Source organism: Pseudarthrobacter sp. NCCP-2145 (genome assembly GCF_023708005.1).
Classification (GTDB): domain Bacteria; phylum Actinomycetota; class Actinomycetes; order Actinomycetales; family Micrococcaceae; genus Arthrobacter; species Arthrobacter oxydans.
On the sequence record NZ_BRCG01000015.1, the window covers coordinates 64,816 to 83,103 of the forward strand.

Annotated in this window: 20 protein-coding genes; 10 read left to right on the forward strand and 10 right to left on the reverse strand. The window is 64.7% G+C overall.

The annotated features are described in order from the left end of the window. Positions 1-76: 76 nt before the first annotated feature. Positions 77-583: a DUF2004 domain-containing protein gene (locus NFU08_RS13910; protein ID WP_251424130.1), complete on the reverse strand. Its 507-nt coding sequence runs from the start codon at positions 581-583 to the stop codon at positions 77-79. Between the two features lie 45 nt (positions 584-628). Beyond that, entirely contained in the window at positions 629-1,546 is a 918-nt protein-coding gene (locus NFU08_RS13915; RefSeq protein ID WP_174180216.1) for a LysR family transcriptional regulator, read from the reverse strand. A 120-nt stretch (positions 1,547-1,666) separates the two neighbouring features. On the opposite strand from NFU08_RS13915, the gene NFU08_RS13920 reads away from it, so the two are divergent. From NFU08_RS13920 to nrdF, 7 genes are all read left to right on the forward strand, one after another. Then, positions 1,667-3,067, forward strand: a complete 1,401-nt coding sequence (locus NFU08_RS13920; protein ID WP_251424132.1) for an NAD(P)/FAD-dependent oxidoreductase — start codon at positions 1,667-1,669, stop codon at positions 3,065-3,067. Then, complete coding sequence (locus NFU08_RS13925; RefSeq protein WP_174180220.1) at positions 3,064-3,795, forward strand: DUF1365 domain-containing protein; 732 nt, start codon at positions 3,064-3,066, stop codon at positions 3,793-3,795. Before NFU08_RS13920 ends, NFU08_RS13925 begins: the two co-directional genes overlap by 4 nt. Continuing rightward, positions 3,792-5,177: a class I SAM-dependent methyltransferase gene (locus NFU08_RS13930; RefSeq protein ID WP_251424134.1), complete on the forward strand. Its 1,386-nt coding sequence runs from the start codon at positions 3,792-3,794 to the stop codon at positions 5,175-5,177. Before NFU08_RS13925 ends, NFU08_RS13930 begins: the two co-directional genes overlap by 4 nt. A 370-nt stretch (positions 5,178-5,547) precedes the next feature. Further along, positions 5,548-5,793, forward strand: a complete 246-nt coding sequence (gene nrdH, locus NFU08_RS13935) for a glutaredoxin-like protein NrdH (RefSeq protein ID WP_066276552.1) — start codon at positions 5,548-5,550, stop codon at positions 5,791-5,793. Positions 5,794-5,881: 88 nt separating this feature from the next. Next, positions 5,882-6,334, forward strand: a complete 453-nt coding sequence (gene nrdI, locus NFU08_RS13940; RefSeq protein WP_174180307.1) for a class Ib ribonucleoside-diphosphate reductase assembly flavoprotein NrdI — start codon at positions 5,882-5,884, stop codon at positions 6,332-6,334. 20 nt (positions 6,335-6,354) lie between these two features. After that, the gene (nrdE, locus tag NFU08_RS13945) at positions 6,355-8,475 is read left to right on the forward strand and encodes a class 1b ribonucleoside-diphosphate reductase subunit alpha (protein ID WP_174180226.1); all 2,121 of its coding nucleotides are present in this window, start codon (positions 6,355-6,357) and stop codon (positions 8,473-8,475) included. A gap of 90 nt (positions 8,476-8,565) precedes the next feature. Further along, positions 8,566-9,540 (forward strand): class 1b ribonucleoside-diphosphate reductase subunit beta, encoded by a 975-nt coding sequence (gene nrdF, locus NFU08_RS13950; RefSeq protein WP_056079660.1) that lies wholly within the window; start codon positions 8,566-8,568, stop codon positions 9,538-9,540. 107 nt (positions 9,541-9,647) lie between these two features. Here the strand turns inward: nrdF and NFU08_RS13955 are convergent, their stop codons facing one another. Genes NFU08_RS13955 through NFU08_RS13965 form a run of 3 tightly spaced genes read right to left on the reverse strand, consistent with a single transcriptional unit; the run spans position 9,648 to position 11,686 of the window. Beyond that, positions 9,648-10,415, reverse strand: a complete 768-nt coding sequence (locus tag NFU08_RS13955; RefSeq protein ID WP_174180228.1) for an SCO1664 family protein — start codon at positions 10,413-10,415, stop codon at positions 9,648-9,650. Beyond that, on the reverse strand, positions 10,415-10,969 hold the full coding sequence (locus NFU08_RS13960; RefSeq protein WP_251424136.1) for a DUF3090 domain-containing protein: 555 nt from the start codon (positions 10,967-10,969) through the stop codon (positions 10,415-10,417). Before NFU08_RS13960 ends, NFU08_RS13955 begins: the two co-directional genes overlap by 1 nt. Before the next feature lie 24 nt (positions 10,970-10,993). Next, entirely contained in the window at positions 10,994-11,686 is a 693-nt protein-coding gene (locus tag NFU08_RS13965; RefSeq protein WP_174180232.1) for a histidine phosphatase family protein, read from the reverse strand. Between the two features lie 359 nt (positions 11,687-12,045). Between NFU08_RS13965 and NFU08_RS13970 the strand changes: the two genes are divergently transcribed. Then, positions 12,046-12,282, forward strand: a complete 237-nt coding sequence (locus NFU08_RS13970) for a hypothetical protein (protein WP_251424138.1) — start codon at positions 12,046-12,048, stop codon at positions 12,280-12,282. An 11-nt stretch (positions 12,283-12,293) separates the two neighbouring features. Here NFU08_RS13970 and NFU08_RS13975 read toward each other — a convergent pair whose 3' ends face one another. The 4 genes from NFU08_RS13975 to NFU08_RS13990 form a co-directional block, all read right to left on the reverse strand. Beyond that, positions 12,294-12,893: a hypothetical protein gene (locus NFU08_RS13975; RefSeq protein ID WP_251424140.1), complete on the reverse strand. Its 600-nt coding sequence runs from the start codon at positions 12,891-12,893 to the stop codon at positions 12,294-12,296. A gap of 21 nt (positions 12,894-12,914) precedes the next feature. Beyond that, positions 12,915-13,193: a cytochrome P450 gene (locus NFU08_RS13980; RefSeq protein WP_251424142.1), complete on the reverse strand. Its 279-nt coding sequence runs from the start codon at positions 13,191-13,193 to the stop codon at positions 12,915-12,917. Continuing rightward, positions 13,126-14,079 carry a cytochrome P450 gene (locus NFU08_RS13985; protein WP_251424144.1) on the reverse strand — a complete coding sequence of 318 codons (954 nt, stop codon included), beginning with the start codon at positions 14,077-14,079 and terminating at the stop codon, positions 13,126-13,128. Before NFU08_RS13985 ends, NFU08_RS13980 begins: the two co-directional genes overlap by 68 nt. Positions 14,080-14,222: 143 nt before the next feature. Continuing rightward, a complete protein-coding gene (locus NFU08_RS13990) occupies positions 14,223-14,597 on the reverse strand; it encodes a UBP-type zinc finger domain-containing protein (RefSeq protein ID WP_397425868.1) in 375 nt (124 codons plus the stop codon). Positions 14,598-14,740: 143 nt separating this feature from the next. Here NFU08_RS13990 and NFU08_RS13995 point away from each other — a divergent pair, with 143 nt between their 5' ends. Both NFU08_RS13995 and NFU08_RS14000 read left to right on the forward strand, forming a co-directional pair. Continuing rightward, a complete protein-coding gene (locus NFU08_RS13995) occupies positions 14,741-16,507 on the forward strand; it encodes an FAD-dependent oxidoreductase (RefSeq protein WP_251424148.1) in 1,767 nt (588 codons plus the stop codon). Then, positions 16,491-17,357, forward strand: coding sequence for a hypothetical protein (locus tag NFU08_RS14000; RefSeq protein ID WP_251424150.1), 867 nt, complete (start codon positions 16,491-16,493; stop codon positions 17,355-17,357). Before NFU08_RS13995 ends, NFU08_RS14000 begins: the two co-directional genes overlap by 17 nt. Before the next feature lie 34 nt (positions 17,358-17,391). On the opposite strand, the gene NFU08_RS14005 is transcribed toward NFU08_RS14000, so the two are convergent. Next, positions 17,392-18,258 carry a hypothetical protein gene (locus NFU08_RS14005; RefSeq protein WP_251424152.1) on the reverse strand — a complete coding sequence of 289 codons (867 nt, stop codon included), beginning with the start codon at positions 18,256-18,258 and terminating at the stop codon, positions 17,392-17,394. Positions 18,259-18,288 lie beyond the last annotated feature (30 nt).

Below are 18,288 nucleotides of genomic sequence, written 5' to 3' on the forward strand. Positions count from 1 at the left end.
CCGTCGGCATCTAACCATCCATTGCTCCGTACTTGCCGTTATCGACGTTCAAAACGGTAGGTACGGAGCACTCGATTCAGGACTCCCAGAGGATCTCGTCGTCCACCACGCCGTCCTCGTCGGCTGATGCCACCAGGACCTCATCGGTGAAGTGCTCGCCCAGGGTGAAGTCCAGGACGAAGTAGCGCTCGGGCTGGCCAGGGTAGATGCCCACGTGGCCCAGCTTCAGGGCTTTGAGGAAGACTTCGTTGGTGAGCTGGCTGCGGTCGGTGACGCCGAAGACTTTTTGCAGGTGTTCGTCTTTGAGGGCATTGCAGTGGAAGTGCAGGTATTCCTGGGGGCTGGTGCCTTCCTGCTCCAGCTCCTCGGCGATCATGTCCCGGACCTCGTCCACGAGTTCGGGCAGGAACCGCAGGCGGTAGTCCACCTTCCGGAGCGCGGCTTCATCGAAGTGGTCGTGCGCCGTAATGTTGAGGTCGAGTTCCAGCGGATGCCCGCGAAGCTCGTGCTTCGCGGCCACTAAGTGATCCTTGCCGTGGTTGAGTTCGATCTCTCCAAAGTGCCGGCTCGCTACCTTGCTCATAGTTTCAACATAGACCTGAACAGCGGCGCATTCCAGCATTCAGGCCTAATTCACGGCCGTCCGCATTCCGGCGAGCGTCTCGGCCAGGAGGTCCACGAAGAGCTGGACCCGCGCAGTTTTCCTGTCATTGATGATGAGCGCAAAGACGTTCCTGGCCAGCCGGATCTCCGGAACGTCCAGCACCACAACGCCGGCCGGCTTGTTCCGCAGCGCGAGTTCCGGAACCAGGGCCGCCCCCAGTCCTGCGGCCGCCATCTCCAGGCTGGCGTGGAAATCGTCGCTGTGGGCCACCACGCGCGGGTGCAGGTTGCAGCCGGCGAAGAGCCGCTCAATCACCATGGCGTCGCTGGTTCCCGGATGGTGCATGATCCAGGGCATTTCGGAGAGGTGGTCGGCGGCGACCTTCGCGTCACTGCGGAAGCCCCAGCCGGCGGGCAGCACCACCCGGAAGTCGTCGTCGCCGATCCATTGCCGGTTGATGGTGTTGGGCCATGCGAAACCGGTCTGCCCCACCTGGAAAACCACGGCGAGGTCCAGTTCGCCGCCGGTGCGCAGCCCCTGGATGGTCTGCCCGGGTTCGGCGACGGACACTTTGAGGTCGATTCCCAGGTTCTTCCACGCCGGGTTCTTCAGGATCCGCGGCAGCACGTAGGTGGCCAGGCTGGGAAAGATCCCCAGCCGCAGTTCCTGGTTGGCCGCGTCCTGGGTTTTGGAGGCGGCCGCCATCAGCGCCTCGATGTCCGTCAGCACCTTGGCGGCGTGCCGGGTCATGACGACGGCGGCTTCCGTGGGCACCACGCTGCGGGCCGAGCGCTGGAAAAGGACGACGCCGGTGTCGCGTTCCAGGGCGGTCATCTGCTGGGAGACGGCTGAGGCAGTGTAGCCCAGCGTGGCGGCCGCGGCCGCGAACGAGCCGAGCCGGGTGACCTCCAGGAGGGTCTTCAGGTGTACCGGGTTTACCACCTGCCCACAGTACTCCGCCGGCCCGCCCCGAAGAAGTTGCAGGGCGCGGCACCCATCCGTTGCCGCAACGGTGCCGAATTGCCCTCTAGCATTGGCAAATGTCCAGCAGAGGAGCATGCATTGTCACCTGACCCAGCAGTAACCGGAGGCGGGCCACGGCGGGTGGCCGTCATTGGCAGCGGCGTGGCCGGCCTGACCGCAGCCTACGTCCTTAACAGGCAGGACGACGTCACGCTGTTCGAAGCGGATTCCCGGCTGGGAGGGCACGCGCATACGCACGACATGCCGCAGGCGGACGGCTCCACCATCGGTGTGGATACCGGCTTCATCGTCCACAACACACGGACTTATCCCACGCTGCTGAGGCTGTTCGCGGAACTCGGGGTGGAGACGCAGGACTCCGAGATGAGCATGTCCATCCGGTGCGACGGCTGCGGGCTGGAGTACGCAGGCGCCCGCGAGGGCGGACGCGGAATCATTGCCCGGCCCTCCAGCCTGCTCCGTGGCCGCTACTTGCTGATGCTTCTGGAAGTCACCCGTTTTTACCGCAAGGCGCGGGCGCTGCTGGAGACGGCTCCGGTTTCCTCGGTCAACCCGGATCTCGAGGTTCCCGAACCCACCCTCGGCGAGTTCCTGGAGCGCGAAAAGTTCAGCCCCTACTTCGTTTCGCACTTCATGACCCCGGTGGTCAGCGCCGTCTGGTCCTGCGACCCCACCACCGCGCTGGCCTATCCGGCGCGGTACCTCTTCACCTTCCTGGGCCATCACGGCCTGCTGGGCGTCAAGGGCTCCCCGCAATGGCGTACCGTCACCGGCGGTTCCGCCAGGTATGTCGAAAAACTGGCCGCCACGCTGACGGACGTCCGGCTCGACACCCCCGTGACCGCCATCCGGCGCACTCCCGACGGCGTGCAGATCACCACTGCACACGGGCAGGAAGACTTCGCCGCCGTCGTCATCGCCACCCACCCGGCCCAGGCGCTGGGGTTCCTCGCCGACGCCACCCCGGCCGAGAAGGAAGCGCTGGGCGGTATGCCCTACTCGGTCAACCACACCGTCTTCCACCAGGATCCCGCCGTTCTGCCCTCCGCGGAGAACGCCAGGGCGTCCTGGAATTACCGCCTGCCCTCCTGCGGGGCCCGGCCGGACAAGGTCCTTGTCAGCTACGACCTCACCCGGCTGCAGCGGCTCAGCCCGGCGGACGGCAAACCCTACCTGGTGAGCCTGGGGGAATCGGAGCTGATTGGGGATGACCGGGTCCTGGAGCGGATGGTGTATGAGCACCCGCAGTACACGCCCGAATCGCTGCGGGCCCAGCAGGCGATCGCCGGGCTCAGCGACACCAGGATCGCGTACGCCGGCGCCTACCTGGGCTGGGGATTCCACGAGGACGGCGCACTCTCCGGGGTGCGGGCGGCCGGGGCGCTGGGCCGCTCGTGGCCAGCCGCCCAGGCCGCTGACCGGGTTGATTCCCGGGACGGCGGGGAACGGGAGCTGCTTTCCGCGGCGGAACCGGCATGACCACGGCGGCAGCGATCTACCGCACCTCCATCTCGCATGTGCGGCGCACGCCACTGAAGAACGCCTTCATGTACCGCAGCTACTCCTGGTTCGTGGACGTGGATCATCTGCCCCGCCTCCCGTTCCTGCTACGGCCGCTCGCCGTCTTCAGGTCCGGTGACCACCTGGGGGACCCCGGGGCCAGCATCCGGAGCAACGTGGAGCGGTTCCTGCGCACCCAGGGCCTGGAGCCCGACGGCGGGGCGATCCACATGCTGACCAGCGCCAGGGTCTTCGGTTACGTATTCAACCCCCTGACGCTGTTCTGGTGCTACCGGACCAGCGGCGAACTTGAGTGCGTGGTGGCAGAAGTCCACAACACCTACGGGGAGCGCCACTGCTACCTGTTGCGGACGGACGCGGCGGGGCGCGCTTCGGTGCCGAAGGCGTTCTACGTGTCGCCGTTCAACGATGTGGACGGGCAGTACCGCATGAAGCTGCCCGCACCGGGGGAGAAGCTGGGGGTGTCCATCGTGCTGGAGCGCGAGGGCCACCGGCCTTTCGTGGCCTCGATGGACGGCACGCGCCGGCCCGCCACGGTCCGGAACATCCTGGCGGCGGCCGTTGCCGTGCCCGCCGCGCCACTGCTGGTTTCCGCACTCATCAGGGTGCAGGGCATTACACTCTGGGCAAGACGCCTGCCGGTCGTCGCCCGACCACACCACCCCTCACAGGAGGCAGTTCAATGACAATGACGGACGACAACCAGGCAACTGCATCCGCCGAAGGCAAGGCGCAGCGCAGGACTCTCGAGGATGCTGCCACGCCCTACGCCGCGGCCTGGACCGCAACGGGGGTGCCGGCCTCGCCTGCCACCATCGATCCGGACCTGTGGCCGGAAGTTGCGCAGCCGCCGTCGGGCGCCAAAGCCGCGGTGGCCGGCAAGGCCGCTGGCCTCCTCTTCAAGGGGGCGGTCAAGGGGCTGCCGCTGCGCGTGGAGTACCCCGACGGCACCGTGCTGGGTACGGGCGGCCCGGACGCGCCGGTGATGACCATGGTGCGGCCGGAGGCGTTTGAAGCCCGGATCGGCGACAACGGACTGATCGGGCTGGGCGAGTCCTTCATGGCGGGGGACTGGGAGGCCAGCGACCTCGCAGGAGTCCTGGAGGTCTTTGCCGCGTCGGTGGACACGCTCATTCCCACGCCGCTGCAGAAGCTGCGCGCGCTGTACCTGCCGCGCACGCCCCGGCAGGAACGGAATGCCGAGCAGAACACGCGCAGCAACATCTCGCGGCACTACGACCTGTCCAACGAGCTGTTCTCCAACTTCCTCGACTCCACCATGAGCTATTCGTCGGCCCTGTTTCCGCTGACCTCGGGGCCCCTGGCTTCTGTCGGCTGGGAGGCGCTGGCGGAAGCGCAGCAGGCGAAGATCGACAGGCTGCTGGACAAGGCCGGCGTCGGGGCAGGCACCAGGCTCCTGGAAATCGGCACCGGTTGGGGTGAGCTGGCACTGCGGGCAGCGGCACGCGGCGCCACCGTCTACAGCGTCACCCTGTCCAGTGAACAGCAGGCCCTCGCGCAGGAACGCATTGCGGCTGCCGGCTACGCGGACAAGGTCACCGTGGCCCTGCAGGACTACCGGGCTGCTGAGGGCGAATACGACGCCGTCGTCTCGGTGGAGATGATCGAGGCCGTGGGGTACGAGTACTGGCCCATCTACTTCCAGACCATCGACCGGGTGCTGGCACCCGGCGGGAAGGTGGCCATCCAGGCGATCACCATGCCGCATGGCCGCATGCTCGCCACCCGGAACGCCTACACCTGGGTCCACAAGTACATTTTCCCCGGCGGCTTCCTTCCCTCTGTCCGCGCCATCGAGGGCGTCACCCAGCAGCACACCACCCTGCGGGTGCGCGAGAGGATGGGCATGGGGGACCACTACGCCGCCACCCTGCGGCTGTGGGAGGAACGGTTCCTTTCGCGCTCGCAGGAGGTAGCGGAGCTGGGCTTCGATTCGGTGTTCCAGCGGATGTGGCTGTTCTACCTGTGCTACTCGCGGGCAGGCTTCCAGTCCGGCTACCTGGACGTGCAGCAGGTTGTCCTGGACCGCCGGGAGGCGCAGCTCTAGCCGCTGCCGCCGGGCGGCTGCCGCCGCCGTGCGTTTCATCACCATGAGGGGTTCCGAAGGTCACGTCGGGGCCCCTTTTTGGTGCCCGCGTGCGGCTGCCCGGGGCTGCGCGACACGCCGTCTTTTCCCCGACACGCTGGGGGAAAATTGTGGCTAAGTACTCCACAGGGTGTGGACTCCCTCCCCAAAAACAGCGGGATTCCGGACATTTTGGCGGTACCGGCCTGTGGATTAAAAGTGCATTAAATGACATACTTGTAATACATCATCTTGGGGTTCCAAAGAGGCGTCTGCACTAGATGTAGTATCTAGGTACAGCTTGGGCGGGGACACCGGACCAGCAAGTTTTCCAGAAAAGGGGACAGGAACCATGACCGTAACGGTTTACACAAAGCCTGCTTGTGTTCAGTGCAACGCCACCTACCGGGCGCTCGACAAAAAGGGCATCACCTACCAGAGCGTTGACATCTCCCAGGACGCCGAGGCCCTCGAGCGCCTGAAGTCACTGGGCTACATGCAGGCACCCGTTGTGGTCACGGACCAGGACCACTGGTCAGGTTTCCGCCCGGACAAGATCGAGGAACTGGCTCTCTCCGCCGTTTCCTCTGTGGCATAGGGACCCTTTCCCTGCCGGCAATCAACAACCAGCCGAGGTGACTTCAACGGCAGCACCAGCAGTCCAGGATTTCCACGCGGCTCAGCGTGTGGATTCTTCCGGGCCGGTCCCGCCGGTAGTCACCGGCAGCCGGCTCATCTACTTTTCCTCGGCATCCGAGAACACCAGCCGCTTTGTCTCGAAGCTTGGCCGTGAGGTTGCCCGGATCCCGCTCTTAGCCAAGGAAGCACCCCTCCTCGCCACCCGGCCGTTTGTGCTGGTGGTGCCCACCTACGGTGGCACCGGGGGAGAGGGTTCCGTCCCCAAGCAAGTCATCCGGTTCCTGAACAACCCGCAGAACAGGGAACTCCTGCGCGGAGTCATTGGGGCCGGCAACACCAACTTCGGGGACAACTACTGCATGGCGGGGGACATCATCGCCGCCAAGTGCGGAGTGCCGCACCTCTACCGCTTCGAATTAATGGGCACGCCAGAAGACGTGGCCCGCGTAAACAATGGATTGGACACGTTTTGGACACGACTGTCGCAGACACAGAAGTAACCAGGGCCGAGAAGCCCGAGATGCCCGCAGCGTACAAGGGCCTGGGCTACCACGAGCTCAACGCGATGCTGAACCTGTACGGCCCCAACGGCGAGATCCAGTTCGAGGCCGACCGTGAGGCTGCGCACCAGTACTTCCTGCAGCACGTCAACAACAACACTGTGTTCTTCCACGACCTGGAAGAGAAGCTCGACTACCTGGTGAAGAACCAGTACTACGAGCGCGAAACGCTGGACCAGTACACGATGAACTTCATCCGTGAGCTGTTCAACCGCGCGTACAAGAAGAAGTTCCGCTTCGAGACCTTCCTGGGCGCATTCAAGTTCTACACGTCCTACACGCTGAAGACGTTCGACGGCAAGCGTTTCCTGGAGCGCTACGAGGACCGCGTCTGCATGGTTGCCCTTCACCTGGCGCGCGGCAACGAGCAGCTTGCCCTGCAGATGGTGGACGAGATCATCGAGGGCCGCTTCCAGCCGGCCACTCCCACCTTCCTGAACGCCGGCAAGAAGCAGCGCGGCGAGCTGGTCTCCTGCTTCCTGCTCCGCATCGAAGACAACATGGAGTCGATCGGCCGCTCCATCAACTCCGCCCTGCAGCTCTCCAAGCGCGGCGGCGGCGTGGCTTTCGCGCTGACCAACATCCGCGAGGTGGGCGCGCCCATCAAGCAGATCGAGAACCAGTCCTCCGGCGTCATCCCCGTGATGAAGCTCCTCGAAGACAGCTTCTCCTACGCCAACCAGCTCGGTGCCCGCCAGGGTGCGGGAGCTGTGTACCTGCACGCGCACCACCCGGACATCTACCGGTTCCTGGACACCAAGCGCGAGAACGCGGACGAGAAGATCCGCATCAAGACCCTCTCCCTCGGCGTCGTCATCCCGGACATCACGTTCGAGCTGGCCAAGCGGGACGAGGACATGTACCTGTTCTCCCCGTACGACGTCGAACGCGTCTACGGCATGCCGTTCTCCGACGTCTCGGTCACCGAGAAGTACTACGAGATGGTGGACGACTCCCGGATCAAGAAGACCAAGATCAAGGCGCGCGAGTTCTTCCAGACGCTCGCCGAGATCCAGTTCGAGTCCGGCTACCCGTACATCATGTTCGAGGACACCGTGAACCGGGCCAACCCGATCGACGGCAAGATCATCATGTCCAACCTGTGCTCGGAAATCCTCCAGGTCTCCCAGCCCACCACGTACAACGATGACCTCTCCTACGACGAGACCGGCAAGGACATCTCCTGCAACCTGGGCTCGCTGAACATCGCCAAGACCATGGACAGCCCGGACTTCGGCCTGACCATCGAGACGGCCATCCGGTCCCTCTCGGCAGTCTCGGACATGTCCAACATCACCTCGGTGCCGTCCATCGCCAAGGGCAACGACCAGAGCCACGCCATTGGCCTGGGCCAGATGAACCTCCACGGCTACCTGGCCCGCGAGCGGGTGCACTACGGTTCCGAAGAGGGCCTGGATTTCACCAACATCTACTTCTACTCGGTGGTGTACCACGCCGTCCGTGCGTCCAACCTGTTGGCCATGGAAACCGGCCAGACCTTCGGCGGGTTCGAGAAGTCCAAGTACGCCTCCGGCGAGTTCTTCGACAAGTACACGGAGCAGGAATGGGTGCCGCAGACCGAGAAGGTTGCGGAGCTGTTCAAGAACGTGCACATCCCCACGCAGGCTGACTGGCTGGCGCTGAAGGCCTCGGTCATGGAGCACGGCATCTACAACCAGAACCTGCAGGCTGTTCCGCCCACCGGCTCGATCTCCTACATCAACAACTCCACCTCCTCGATCCACCCGGTGGCGTCCAAGATCGAGATCCGCAAGGAAGGCAAGCTGGGCCGCGTGTACTACCCGGCGCCTTACCTCACCAACGACAACCTGGAGTACTACCAGGACGCGTACGAGATCGGCTACGAGAAGGTCATCGACACCTACGCCGCTGCCACGCAGCACGTGGACCAGGGCCTGTCCCTGACGCTGTTCTTCAAGGACACCGCCACCACGCGCGACATCAACAAGGCCCAGATCTACGCCTGGAAAAAGGGCATCAAGACCATCTACTACATCCGTCTCCGCCAGCTCGCGCTGGAAGGGACCGAGGTTGAGGGCTGCGTCAGCTGCATGCTGTAGCTTCAACCAACGCGACAGTACGACGGCGGGCGCCCGCCCGCCGTCGTACGCTTTAACTTAGTGAAACCCACCCAACGCTTAGGGGATGACATGACCGAGAAGGTCAAGCTGCTTAGCCACGTCGAGGCCATCAACTGGAACCGCATCCAGGACGACAAGGACGTGGACGTCTGGAACCGACTGGTCAACAACTTCTGGCTGCCAGAGAAGGTGCCGCTGTCCAATGACGTCCAGTCGTGGAACACGCTGACGCCGGCAGAGCAGCAGCTCACCATGCGCGTGTTCACCGGCCTGACACTGCTGGATACCATCCAGGGCACCGTGGGCGCCGTTTCCCTGATCCCGGATGCGCTGACCCCGCACGAGGAAGCCGTCTACACGAACATCGCGTTCATGGAGTCGGTGCACGCCAAGAGCTATTCCTCGATCTTCTCCACGCTGGCCTCCACCAAGGAGATCGACGAGGCGTTCCGCTGGTCCACCGAGAACGAGAACCTTCAGAAGAAGGCGCAGATCGTGATGGACTACTATCAGGGTGACGACCCCCTGAAGCGGAAGGTGGCCTCCACGCTGCTGGAGAGCTTCCTGTTCTACTCGGGCTTCTACCTGCCCATGTACTGGTCCTCACGCGCCAAGCTGACGAACACGGCCGACCTGATCCGCCTGATCATCCGCGATGAGGCAGTGCACGGCTACTACATCGGCTACAAGTTCCAGAAGGGCCTGGAGAGGGTTTCCGAGGAGAAGCGCCAGGAAATCAAGGATTACACGTTCGAGCTGCTGTTCGAGCTGTACGAGAACGAGGTCCAGTACACGCACGACCTCTACGACGGCGTGGGCCTGGCCGAAGACGTCAAGAAGTTCCTGCACTACAACGCCAACAAGGCCCTGATGAACCTGGGCTACGAGGCCATGTTCCCGGCGTCCGTCACTGACGTGAACCCGGCCATTCTCTCCGCCCTGTCCCCGAACGCTGACGAGAACCACGACTTCTTCTCCGGGTCCGGTTCGTCCTACGTGATCGGCAAGGCCGTCAACACCGAGGATGAGGACTGGGACTTCTAAGTCCGCCTTTCATCATCACCAAAGGCTGCTGCCAACGGCCCCGCACGTCCAGTGCGGGGCCGTTGGGCTTTTCGCCAGGCAGCCGTTCCGGGCGGGCATCCCAAGCCTCAGAACAGCGGCCAGGGCACCGCCGACATGTGACCGCGTGGAGCGGGAAACCGGCCGGCCGAGCGCAACCGGGCGCAGCGTGCAGCGAGCGAGGAAATTTCCTCGGCGCTGAGCAGGTCAGCCAGGTTCCGGCCCAGGTCACCGTCCAGTCCTTCGCTGACGCGGTCGATACCCTCAAGCTCCTCGGCGGTCAGGGCGTCCCCCAGCCACCCCCACAGCACCGTGCGCAGCTTGTGGTCACGGTGGAAGGTAAGCCCGTGGTCCACGCCGTGCCGGTGTCCGTCCGTCATGGCAAGGATGTGGTCGCCTTTGCGGTCGGCGTTGTTGACGACGACGTCGAACACCGCCATGCGCCTGAGCGCCGGGGAGTCCTCGTGGATGAGGGCGACCATCCGACCGGTCTCATCCTGGCCCTCGAGGACGTGTTTCCAACCGATCTCAGGTACGTCGTCCGACGCAACGAGGTCCACCGCGTTCTGGTCGGGGTCTGCCTCCTGCCACAGCTGCACCATCCCTTCGCCCAACGGACCATCGCGCAGCCAGGTGCGGGGCACCACGTTCCATCCGAGGACCTCCGAGACCAGATAAGCGGCAACCTCCCTGTGGGCAAGGACCCCGTCGGGAAAATCCCACAGCGGTTTCTCCCCGGCAACCGGCTTATAGACAACCGCCGTGTCGCCGATGCTGCCCAGGAAGGTGGCGTTCGACGCCGTCGTGATGCGCCCCGTGAGCGTCAGCTCGGCCGTCACCAGGTCGGGCGCAGGCATCAGGCCTCGGGCAGGGTGCAGACGTGACCGTCCGCGTCTACGGGGTAACCACACAGCGGGCACGCCGGACGCCCGGCGCCCACAACCTCCCGCGTGCGCTTGGCGAAGGCGCGGGCGGTGCCGACCGGCATCCGCACCAGCAGCATTTCGGGCACGTCGGCGTCGTCCTCATCAAGCGGTTCGTCGCCGTTATCAGCGTCGACATCGGAGATGGGGTAGGCCTCGATCACGACCTGGGCCGTTGTCGGGTCCCAACCTAAGCTCATGGCGCCGGTCCGGAACTGCTCCTGAACGGTCTCGAGCTGGTCATTGTCAACCAATTCAATGGGAGTGCTGGTGGGAACGCTGTGAGGGTTCCCCTCAATGGTGAGAAGCTGGTCGAGGATTTCGTCGATCTTCTCCGCGAGCAGGGCCGACTGCTGCTTCTCCATGGCGATACTGACCGTCTGATTCCCTGCCCGCACCTGCAGGTAGAACGTCCGTGCCCCCGGAGGGCCAATGGTGCCGACGACTACCCGATCAGGCCAGTCGAACTCATGAACACGTGTAGGCATAAGAGCATTTTAGGCACAGGCGCCTCAAGGCGCCTGGTGCCCTGCACCGCCGCCCACCGGCGCGTCGGTGGAGTGGACGCCATTCGACAGCCAGGACAGATCCCCGGCCTCGGTGTTGGTCGCGTAAACGCTTGGCCTTGTGGCGCTGTAGCGCACGATCGATACGGAGGCCGGACCCACGTTAATTCGCTGGAACAGGTCCAGGTGCATGCCCAGTGCGTCGGCGATGATTGATTTGATGACGTCACCGTGGCTCACCGCCACCCAGACGGCTCCTGGCCCGTACTCGGCTTCGAAGGCGGCATCGTGGCGGCGAATGGCGGCCACCGCCCGGGCCTGCATCCCGGCCATGGATTCACCGCCGGGAAAGACGACGGCGGACGGCTGGGATTGCACGGCCGACCACAGATCTTCGGTTGCGAGGTCACTGAGCATGCGGCCCTGCCACTGGCCGTAATCGCATTCGGTAAGGTCGGGTTCCACCGGCGCGTACGGAGTGCCGGCCTGGCGGTCGAGGATGAGCTGGGCGGTCTGCTGGCAACGCTCGAGAGGGCTAGATACCACCCCGACGACCGGCACCGCCGCGAGCCGTTCTCCGGTCAAAGCCGCCTGCTCGCGCCCGGTCTGGTCCAGGCTGACACCGGCGGCCCGCCCGGCCAGCAGTCCAGTGGCATTGGCTGTGGTGCGTCCGTGCCGCACGAGGATAACTGTCGCCATCCACCCAGCCTATCCACCCGCACGATGGCAGTGTGCACCGGGGCCCATGGAAACCGGCAACCTTGCCCTATTGGTTCAGCAAAGGGCGTCGGGTCTCACTGGGCTAAGAAGGCATAACCCATAATGTTGCGCCGGTGCGGGCTTAGGGTGCGGCAATGACGATGTTCTTGTGGATCGCCTTCCACCCATCACCGGCTGTCCGGGGCTGGCGTTGGCCGGTCACATTCGAAAAACAAGCGTTCCCGCTGCAGCCGCCCAACAATGCGGATACTGTGGCTTCACCACGTGTAGGCGTGACCTGGGAGCAGCGGGCAGGGTCGTAATGAGCTGGCAGAACCGCCCGCGACCCAAGGACCTTCATGAACATGTTTACCTCCCACTCGAAGCTGCGTCGGAAGAGGATCCGGCATCCCCGGTTCACACTGGGGGAGAGGGGCAGCTTTCTGGACGCAGGCCTTTCCGGCACGGGCGTCGTGGATGCCATGACGGGTGACTACTCCATCATCTGGATCTGGGCTGACGGCGGTCTTGGCCGGCGGATGTTCTTCCAGGGCTGCGGCAGTATTGTCTCGTCCCTCGAGGACCAGCCGGAGTGAGCAGTGGGACGTCACCGTCCGCCTTCATCTGCTGCGGGGACTGCTCCGGTCACGCGGACCCCGCCAACTGCCCCCGTCCACGGAGTATCACCGGGTCCGGTAAGGACCAGATGCGCAAAAACGTACCCCTGCTCAAGCGCAATGACCTGCGAAGTGGCTCCATCACAATCCAGCGCGAGCTCAACCGGCCGGAAGGGTGCACCCGGATGCTCCTGCCCAACGGACACCGCGGCGCCGGTAGCACCAACACAGGCAGCGGTGACGATGTACTCCCCGGCCGCCGGCACCTGCTCCGTTGCTCCAAAGCCCCTGACCGGGCCATCCAATGGTCCCTCCTCAAAAAGGATGGCGGGCCCCGGCACCGCCTTGAGCAGCCGGTCCAGCTCGCCGTAGTTCTTGACCTCCCGCTCCAGGACCAACGGGTCGACATAAACCGGCGCGGACGCAGCCTCCCCGGCCGGTTCGGACGTTGGCTTGTTCAGTGGCTCAGTGCCACGTGTTGGCGGATGCCCGGGTTCGATGTACTCGTACGTGCACCCGGCCAGTAACCCTGGAGGAATCAGCAAGGACACCGCAAAGGCAATCCGGTGGCGCCTCTCCCTCGATCCCATGGGCACACCAACTCTTGCCGGTCAGGCCGGCTGCCAACGCACCGGGAGTGCCTTCACCCCATAGACGATGGTGCTGTCCATTCGTTCCAGGGGCGCTCCCTGTTCCAGGGAAAGCCCGGGCAAACGGGACAGCAGGGCCTCCAGGGCAATCCTGGCTTCGAGCCGGGCCAGCGGCGCGCCGAGGCAGAAGTGAATGCCGTGGCCGAACGCCAGATGCCGGTTGTGGCCGCGATCAACATCGAACTCGGCAGGCCGCTGGAACTGCCGCTCGTCGCGGTTGGCGGAGCCGATCCACGCCACGATCGGTGCGCCGGCTGGAATCACTTCGTCCCCCAGGGTGGTCCGCGACGGTCAACCGGTACATGGACTGCACCGGCGACCGAAAGCGCAGCACTTCCTCGATGGTCTGGGGAATCAGGGCTGGTTCCCTGAGCAGGCGGTCAATGGTTCCGGGGTTCTCAGCCAGGCATAAAACGGCGTTACCGATGAGATTTGTGGTGGTCTCGTTTCCTGCGACGAGCAGCAGGGCGCAAAAACCGAGCAGTTCGGGCACCGTCAGTTTTTGGCCGTCAATCTCCGCTGCAAGCAGGGTACTGATCAGGTCCTGGCCCGGGCGGCTCCTGCGTTGGTCGATCAGGGCCAGGAAGTACTCCGTCATCTCCACGTTTGCTGCGGTGTGATCCTCATTGGCCGCACCGGTCCGCGTTTGGCTGACAATCACATCGGACCACCGTTTGAACCGCTCACGGTCCTGCGGGGGGATCCCCATGAGTTCGGAGATCACTATGACGGGCAACGGGTACGCCAGTTCCTTAATCAGGTCTGCGCTGCCGCGGACCGCGAACCCCTCCAGCAGCTCGTCCGTGAGCCCGGCGATGCGGGGAGCCAGCGCATCCACGGCTTTGGGAGTGAACGCCTGGGTGACCAGGGAGCGCAGCTGCCGGTGCCTTGGAGGATCGGTGGCGATCAGGCTCGAGGAAAACAGCTGGCCGGGCCCCGATGCATCGTCACCTCCCATGTGCGACGAGAAGGTGGCGTATTCAGACAAAGCCCGCTGAACGTCGTCGTACCGGAAGACGTGCCAACTGCCGGATTGTTCGTCGAAATAGACAGGGGCAGTTTTCCGCATTCGTTCGTAATGGGGAAAGGGGTCGAGCTGGTGTTCAGCGGAATGGTTGACGTCCATGGCTGGCCTCTCTGCTCGCCTGGGTCTCTATCGGACTGACGTACGCGGTGGTTACTGCCGATGGAGCGCTGAACCTTGATTTTAGCCAGCGCATGCCCCCGGGTCACTAGCAGGCGGCGGCAAGGTTGTTTCTGGATGCGGTGCTACCGGTGGATGTGTTCCCGCCAGTCTGCAGGTACCTTGTCCGCCGGTGCAGGTGAGGGCTGTTCCGGTGGCCTGGACTGGGGATCCGGAAGTCGCGGTCCACGGAAGAACTTCTTCGTGGGGTGCTCGTAGAACCAGTCCTCCCCGGGTTCAAAGGACCTCACGACGGGGTGACCGGCTTTGCGCGCGTGGTCGCTGGCATGCTGGGAGGGCGATGAATCGCAGCATCCGATGTGGCCGCACTGGGCGCAGCGGCGCAGATGCAGCCACCATCCCGGGCCGTCACCGCCAAGGCACTCCAGGCACCCTGTTCCGCTGGGTGTGGCGGCAAGGTTGATCCCCGCGATAGGGCGGTCCTCCAAGGGGTACTCCATGTCCATCACTCCGGTCCTGCTCAGGTCATCCCGGCTGCCCCCGTCGGGAGCAAGTCTGGCAGAATCTCCACGCCCTTGTCTGCACTGTCCCAGCGCGAGTATCGTGAGCGCCACCGAACCATTGAACCGGAAAGACGGCGGCCATGGATCACTCGGTTCCGATCATGCTGATTGCCACCTCTGACTCGGACTCCCGGCGCATTCTCGGAGATGAGTTGCGCCGGCGCTACGGTGCCGACTATGAGGTGGTGGCCTGCGAGGGACACGCCCACGGGCGGGCGGTGCTTGAGGGGCTCCGGCGCTGGAACCGCCCGGTAGCGCTCATACTCGGGTGTTATGGCCCGGCTGACCGCGGTGGGCTCGATTTCCTGCGTCGCGCCTATGGCTTTCACCCGGCCGCAAAGCGGGCAGTTGTGGTGACATGGGGTGACTTCGCCAGCGCCCCCACCGTTTTCCGTGCGATCGGGCAGGGGCACGCGGAGCTGCTGATCATCCGACCAGAACGCTCGCGCGACGAAGAATTCCATGGGGCGATCACTGACGCCCTTGACGACTGGCACCTGGCCCAGGGGGTCGGGTTCGAGGCTGTCAGGCTGATCGGGGAGGTTGGCGACGGGAGGACCCATTCGCTGCGCGACTCCCTGAGCCGAAACCACATTCCGGTGGGCTTCCATCCTGTGGGGTCCGAGACGGCGGAACGGACGCTGGAGAGCCTTGGCCTGCGCGACCCCATGCTGCCAGTCCTGGTGCTGGAGTTCACTGCTTCACCAATTGTCCTCCAGAACCCAACTGACCTGGAGATTGCCGAGGCGATGGGGGTGACGCGACCGCCACCACCGGACAAGGTTTTCGATGTGGTGGTGGTTGGAGCCGGTCCCTCCGGTCTTGCAACCGCCGTCTATGCCTCCTCGGAGGGCCTCGCCACCATGGTGGTTGAGGGAGAGGCTGTGGGGGGCCAGGCCGGCACCAGCTCCTTGATCCGCAACTACCCTGGCTTCTCCCGGGGTGTCAGTGGCGCCCATCTGGCCTACCGCTCGTTCCACCAGGCCTGGACTTTGGGCACGGACTTCCTGTTCTTGCGGAAGGTGGAAGGCCTCGGCGCGGACGGAGCACTCTACGCTGTGTCGATTTCCGATGGCAGCCAGGTGCGGTGCCGCACAGTGGTGGTGGCCACCGGAGTGGACTACCGGCGCCTCGGGATACCCCAGATAGAGGATCTGGTGGGCAGGGGCGTCTTCTACGGGGCCACAGTCTCCGAGGCGCCGTCGATGGCCGGTAAGAACGTCTGCGTTGTGGGTGGCGGGAACTCGGCCGGACAGGCGGTCCTGCACCTGGCCAAGTTCGCGAAGAAGGTGACGCTGCTGGTGCGTGGCCCCACCCTGTCGGTGAGCATGTCGGAATACCTCATCTCCCAACTGGAGGCCACCAGGAACGTTGCGATCCGCTATGGCACCGTAATCGTGGGCGCCCGCGACCGGGACGGCTTCCTTGCCTCGGTCAAGGTCGCCTCACCCGGCGCCGCCGACGCAACGCCGGGCGAGGAGATCGAAGCCGGCGGTCTATTCGTGCTGATCGGTTCGGTGCCGCGGACCTCCTGGCTGCCCGACACCGTAGAGCGTGACCCGGCCGGTTTCCTCCGCACTGGCGCCAACCGGGATGTGAACGACGCCGGGTCCCTCAGGCCCGGGAGGCATCCGCTGGCCCTGGAAACCAGCATGCCCGGCATCTTCGCGATCGGCGACGTACGGGCCGGTTCCATCAAAAGGGTGGCTACCGCTGTTGGGGACGGGGCCACCGTGGTTTCGATGCTCCACACCTACCTGGCCGAGCACCCCCTGCCTGCTTCGCCTCCTGCCCCAGGTGATGCTGCCGTACCCGAGGAGCTGCCCGGAGATGTCCACTTCAACTGAGGGCACACCGTTGATTCCGCCGATGCGGTGGCTGCTCTACGTCGCTGCATTCCTCGTGTTTCTTGCCGGGCTCGTGCTGTTCGTGTTTCCGCTGCGGACGGCGGAATGGTTCGCGTGGACCGTCAATCCGCCCATGACCGCCGTCTTCCTCGGGGCGGCATACTGGTCGGCCGCCGGCCTGGAAGTGACCGGCGCCCGCTCATCGAGTTGGGAATCGGCGAGGCTGGCCGTCTGGCCCGTGTTCGTCTTCACCACGCTGACTCTTGGGGTCACCCTGCTTCATCTGGATCGCTTCCACCTCTCGCCAGAAAATGGCCCCCTTGCCCGGGTGGCCACCTGGGCGTGGCTGGCGATCTATGCCATCGTGCCGGTGGCGATGCTCGTGGTCAGCTGGATGCAGATCCGCTCCCGGCGTCCTGCTGCAAGGTCCGTCAAGCCAGGACGGCCAGTACTGCCCCCTGCGCTCCGGCTGCTCATGGCGGGAATCGCCGGGGTACTGCTGCTCTATGGTGTGGCGCTTCTGGCAGTACCCGCTTATGCCGCGGCGTGGTGGCCGTGGACACTGTCCGAGCTCACGGCGAGGGCGGTCGGAGCGTGGCTGGTCGGCCTGGGATGGTCGGCCGCGCAGGGCCAGTCCAGCGCCGACCCCCGCTCTGTCCGCCCCGTGGCCCTGACCTCGGTTGCCTTCGTCATTCTGCAGGCGCTTGCCCTGCTGCGGTATGGCGGCGCCCTGGCATGGCCGAGCGCACCGGCCATCGGCTTCGTCACCGTGCTGCTGGCCATAGGAACCGCCGGTGGATGGGCATTCGCTCTATCCCGATCGCCCGGAGCACAGGCCGGAAATAGCTGAGCGGGCTTTCCGCAGAGGCCCGATCCTTCTTCGGCTACTCCTCAGCGCGCTGCTTGATGCCCAACAGCATCGCGCGATCCATGACCAAATAACCCGGCTGAAGCAGGAAGTCCATGAAGCGCAGTCCTGCCGGCCGCCCCGGACCGGTGCGTGTCCGCAGCAGCAGCCGCGTCCCGCCGTCGTCCGCTTCGTGGAGGAGAACTCCAGTCCAGCCCCGTGAACCCTCATCTGCACCAGCCAGGGCCACACCTGGGCAGGCGGCGGGGAAATAGAGCCAAGCCAGGTACAGGACCAAAACTTTTGGTGCGGATCCTGCTTCACCCCAGGCGAAATGACTTACGATCAGACTCACTTCGAGACCGGCTAATTCGATGACATGTCGCTGCGGGATCCAGGAAGAGTACCGATGCCCGCACTTTTGGGCGGCCCCGGTCCTGGCCCGCACTAATCCTGGGGGAGCCTGCTGGTGCAGCACCGACCGAACAAACATGACTGTACTGTTCACACCGCTGATGTTGTCCGGCGTTTGGGACTTCTTTTGCCTTACGGCGCAGGGGAGGATCTGGGACCGGTTCGTGCGGCGGAGCTGGCGGACTGGATCGATGTCGATCCCGACGCCGAGCCCGAGATTGCCGGCCACGGCTGGCAGGTGGGACTGGGTGATGAAGTCGGCCTGTTTGTTCGCCGCGACCATGACGATCTGGCAGAACTCCTGGGCGGGCAGGCCGGCATCCGCTCCGTTGTGCAGCTCGATCGGGAGGTGTTCGCCGTTGACGCGCCCCGGTTGTGCGCCGATGGATTGCGCGCAGCCGTGATGCAGGCTGTCGCAGCTGCCAACTTGCGGGCACATGACCCCTATGTCGCGGACCAAAAGGATGTCCCGGCCGGAGGAGGAGTCCACCTGGACGCCCCAGCCACTACGTCCCGTCCG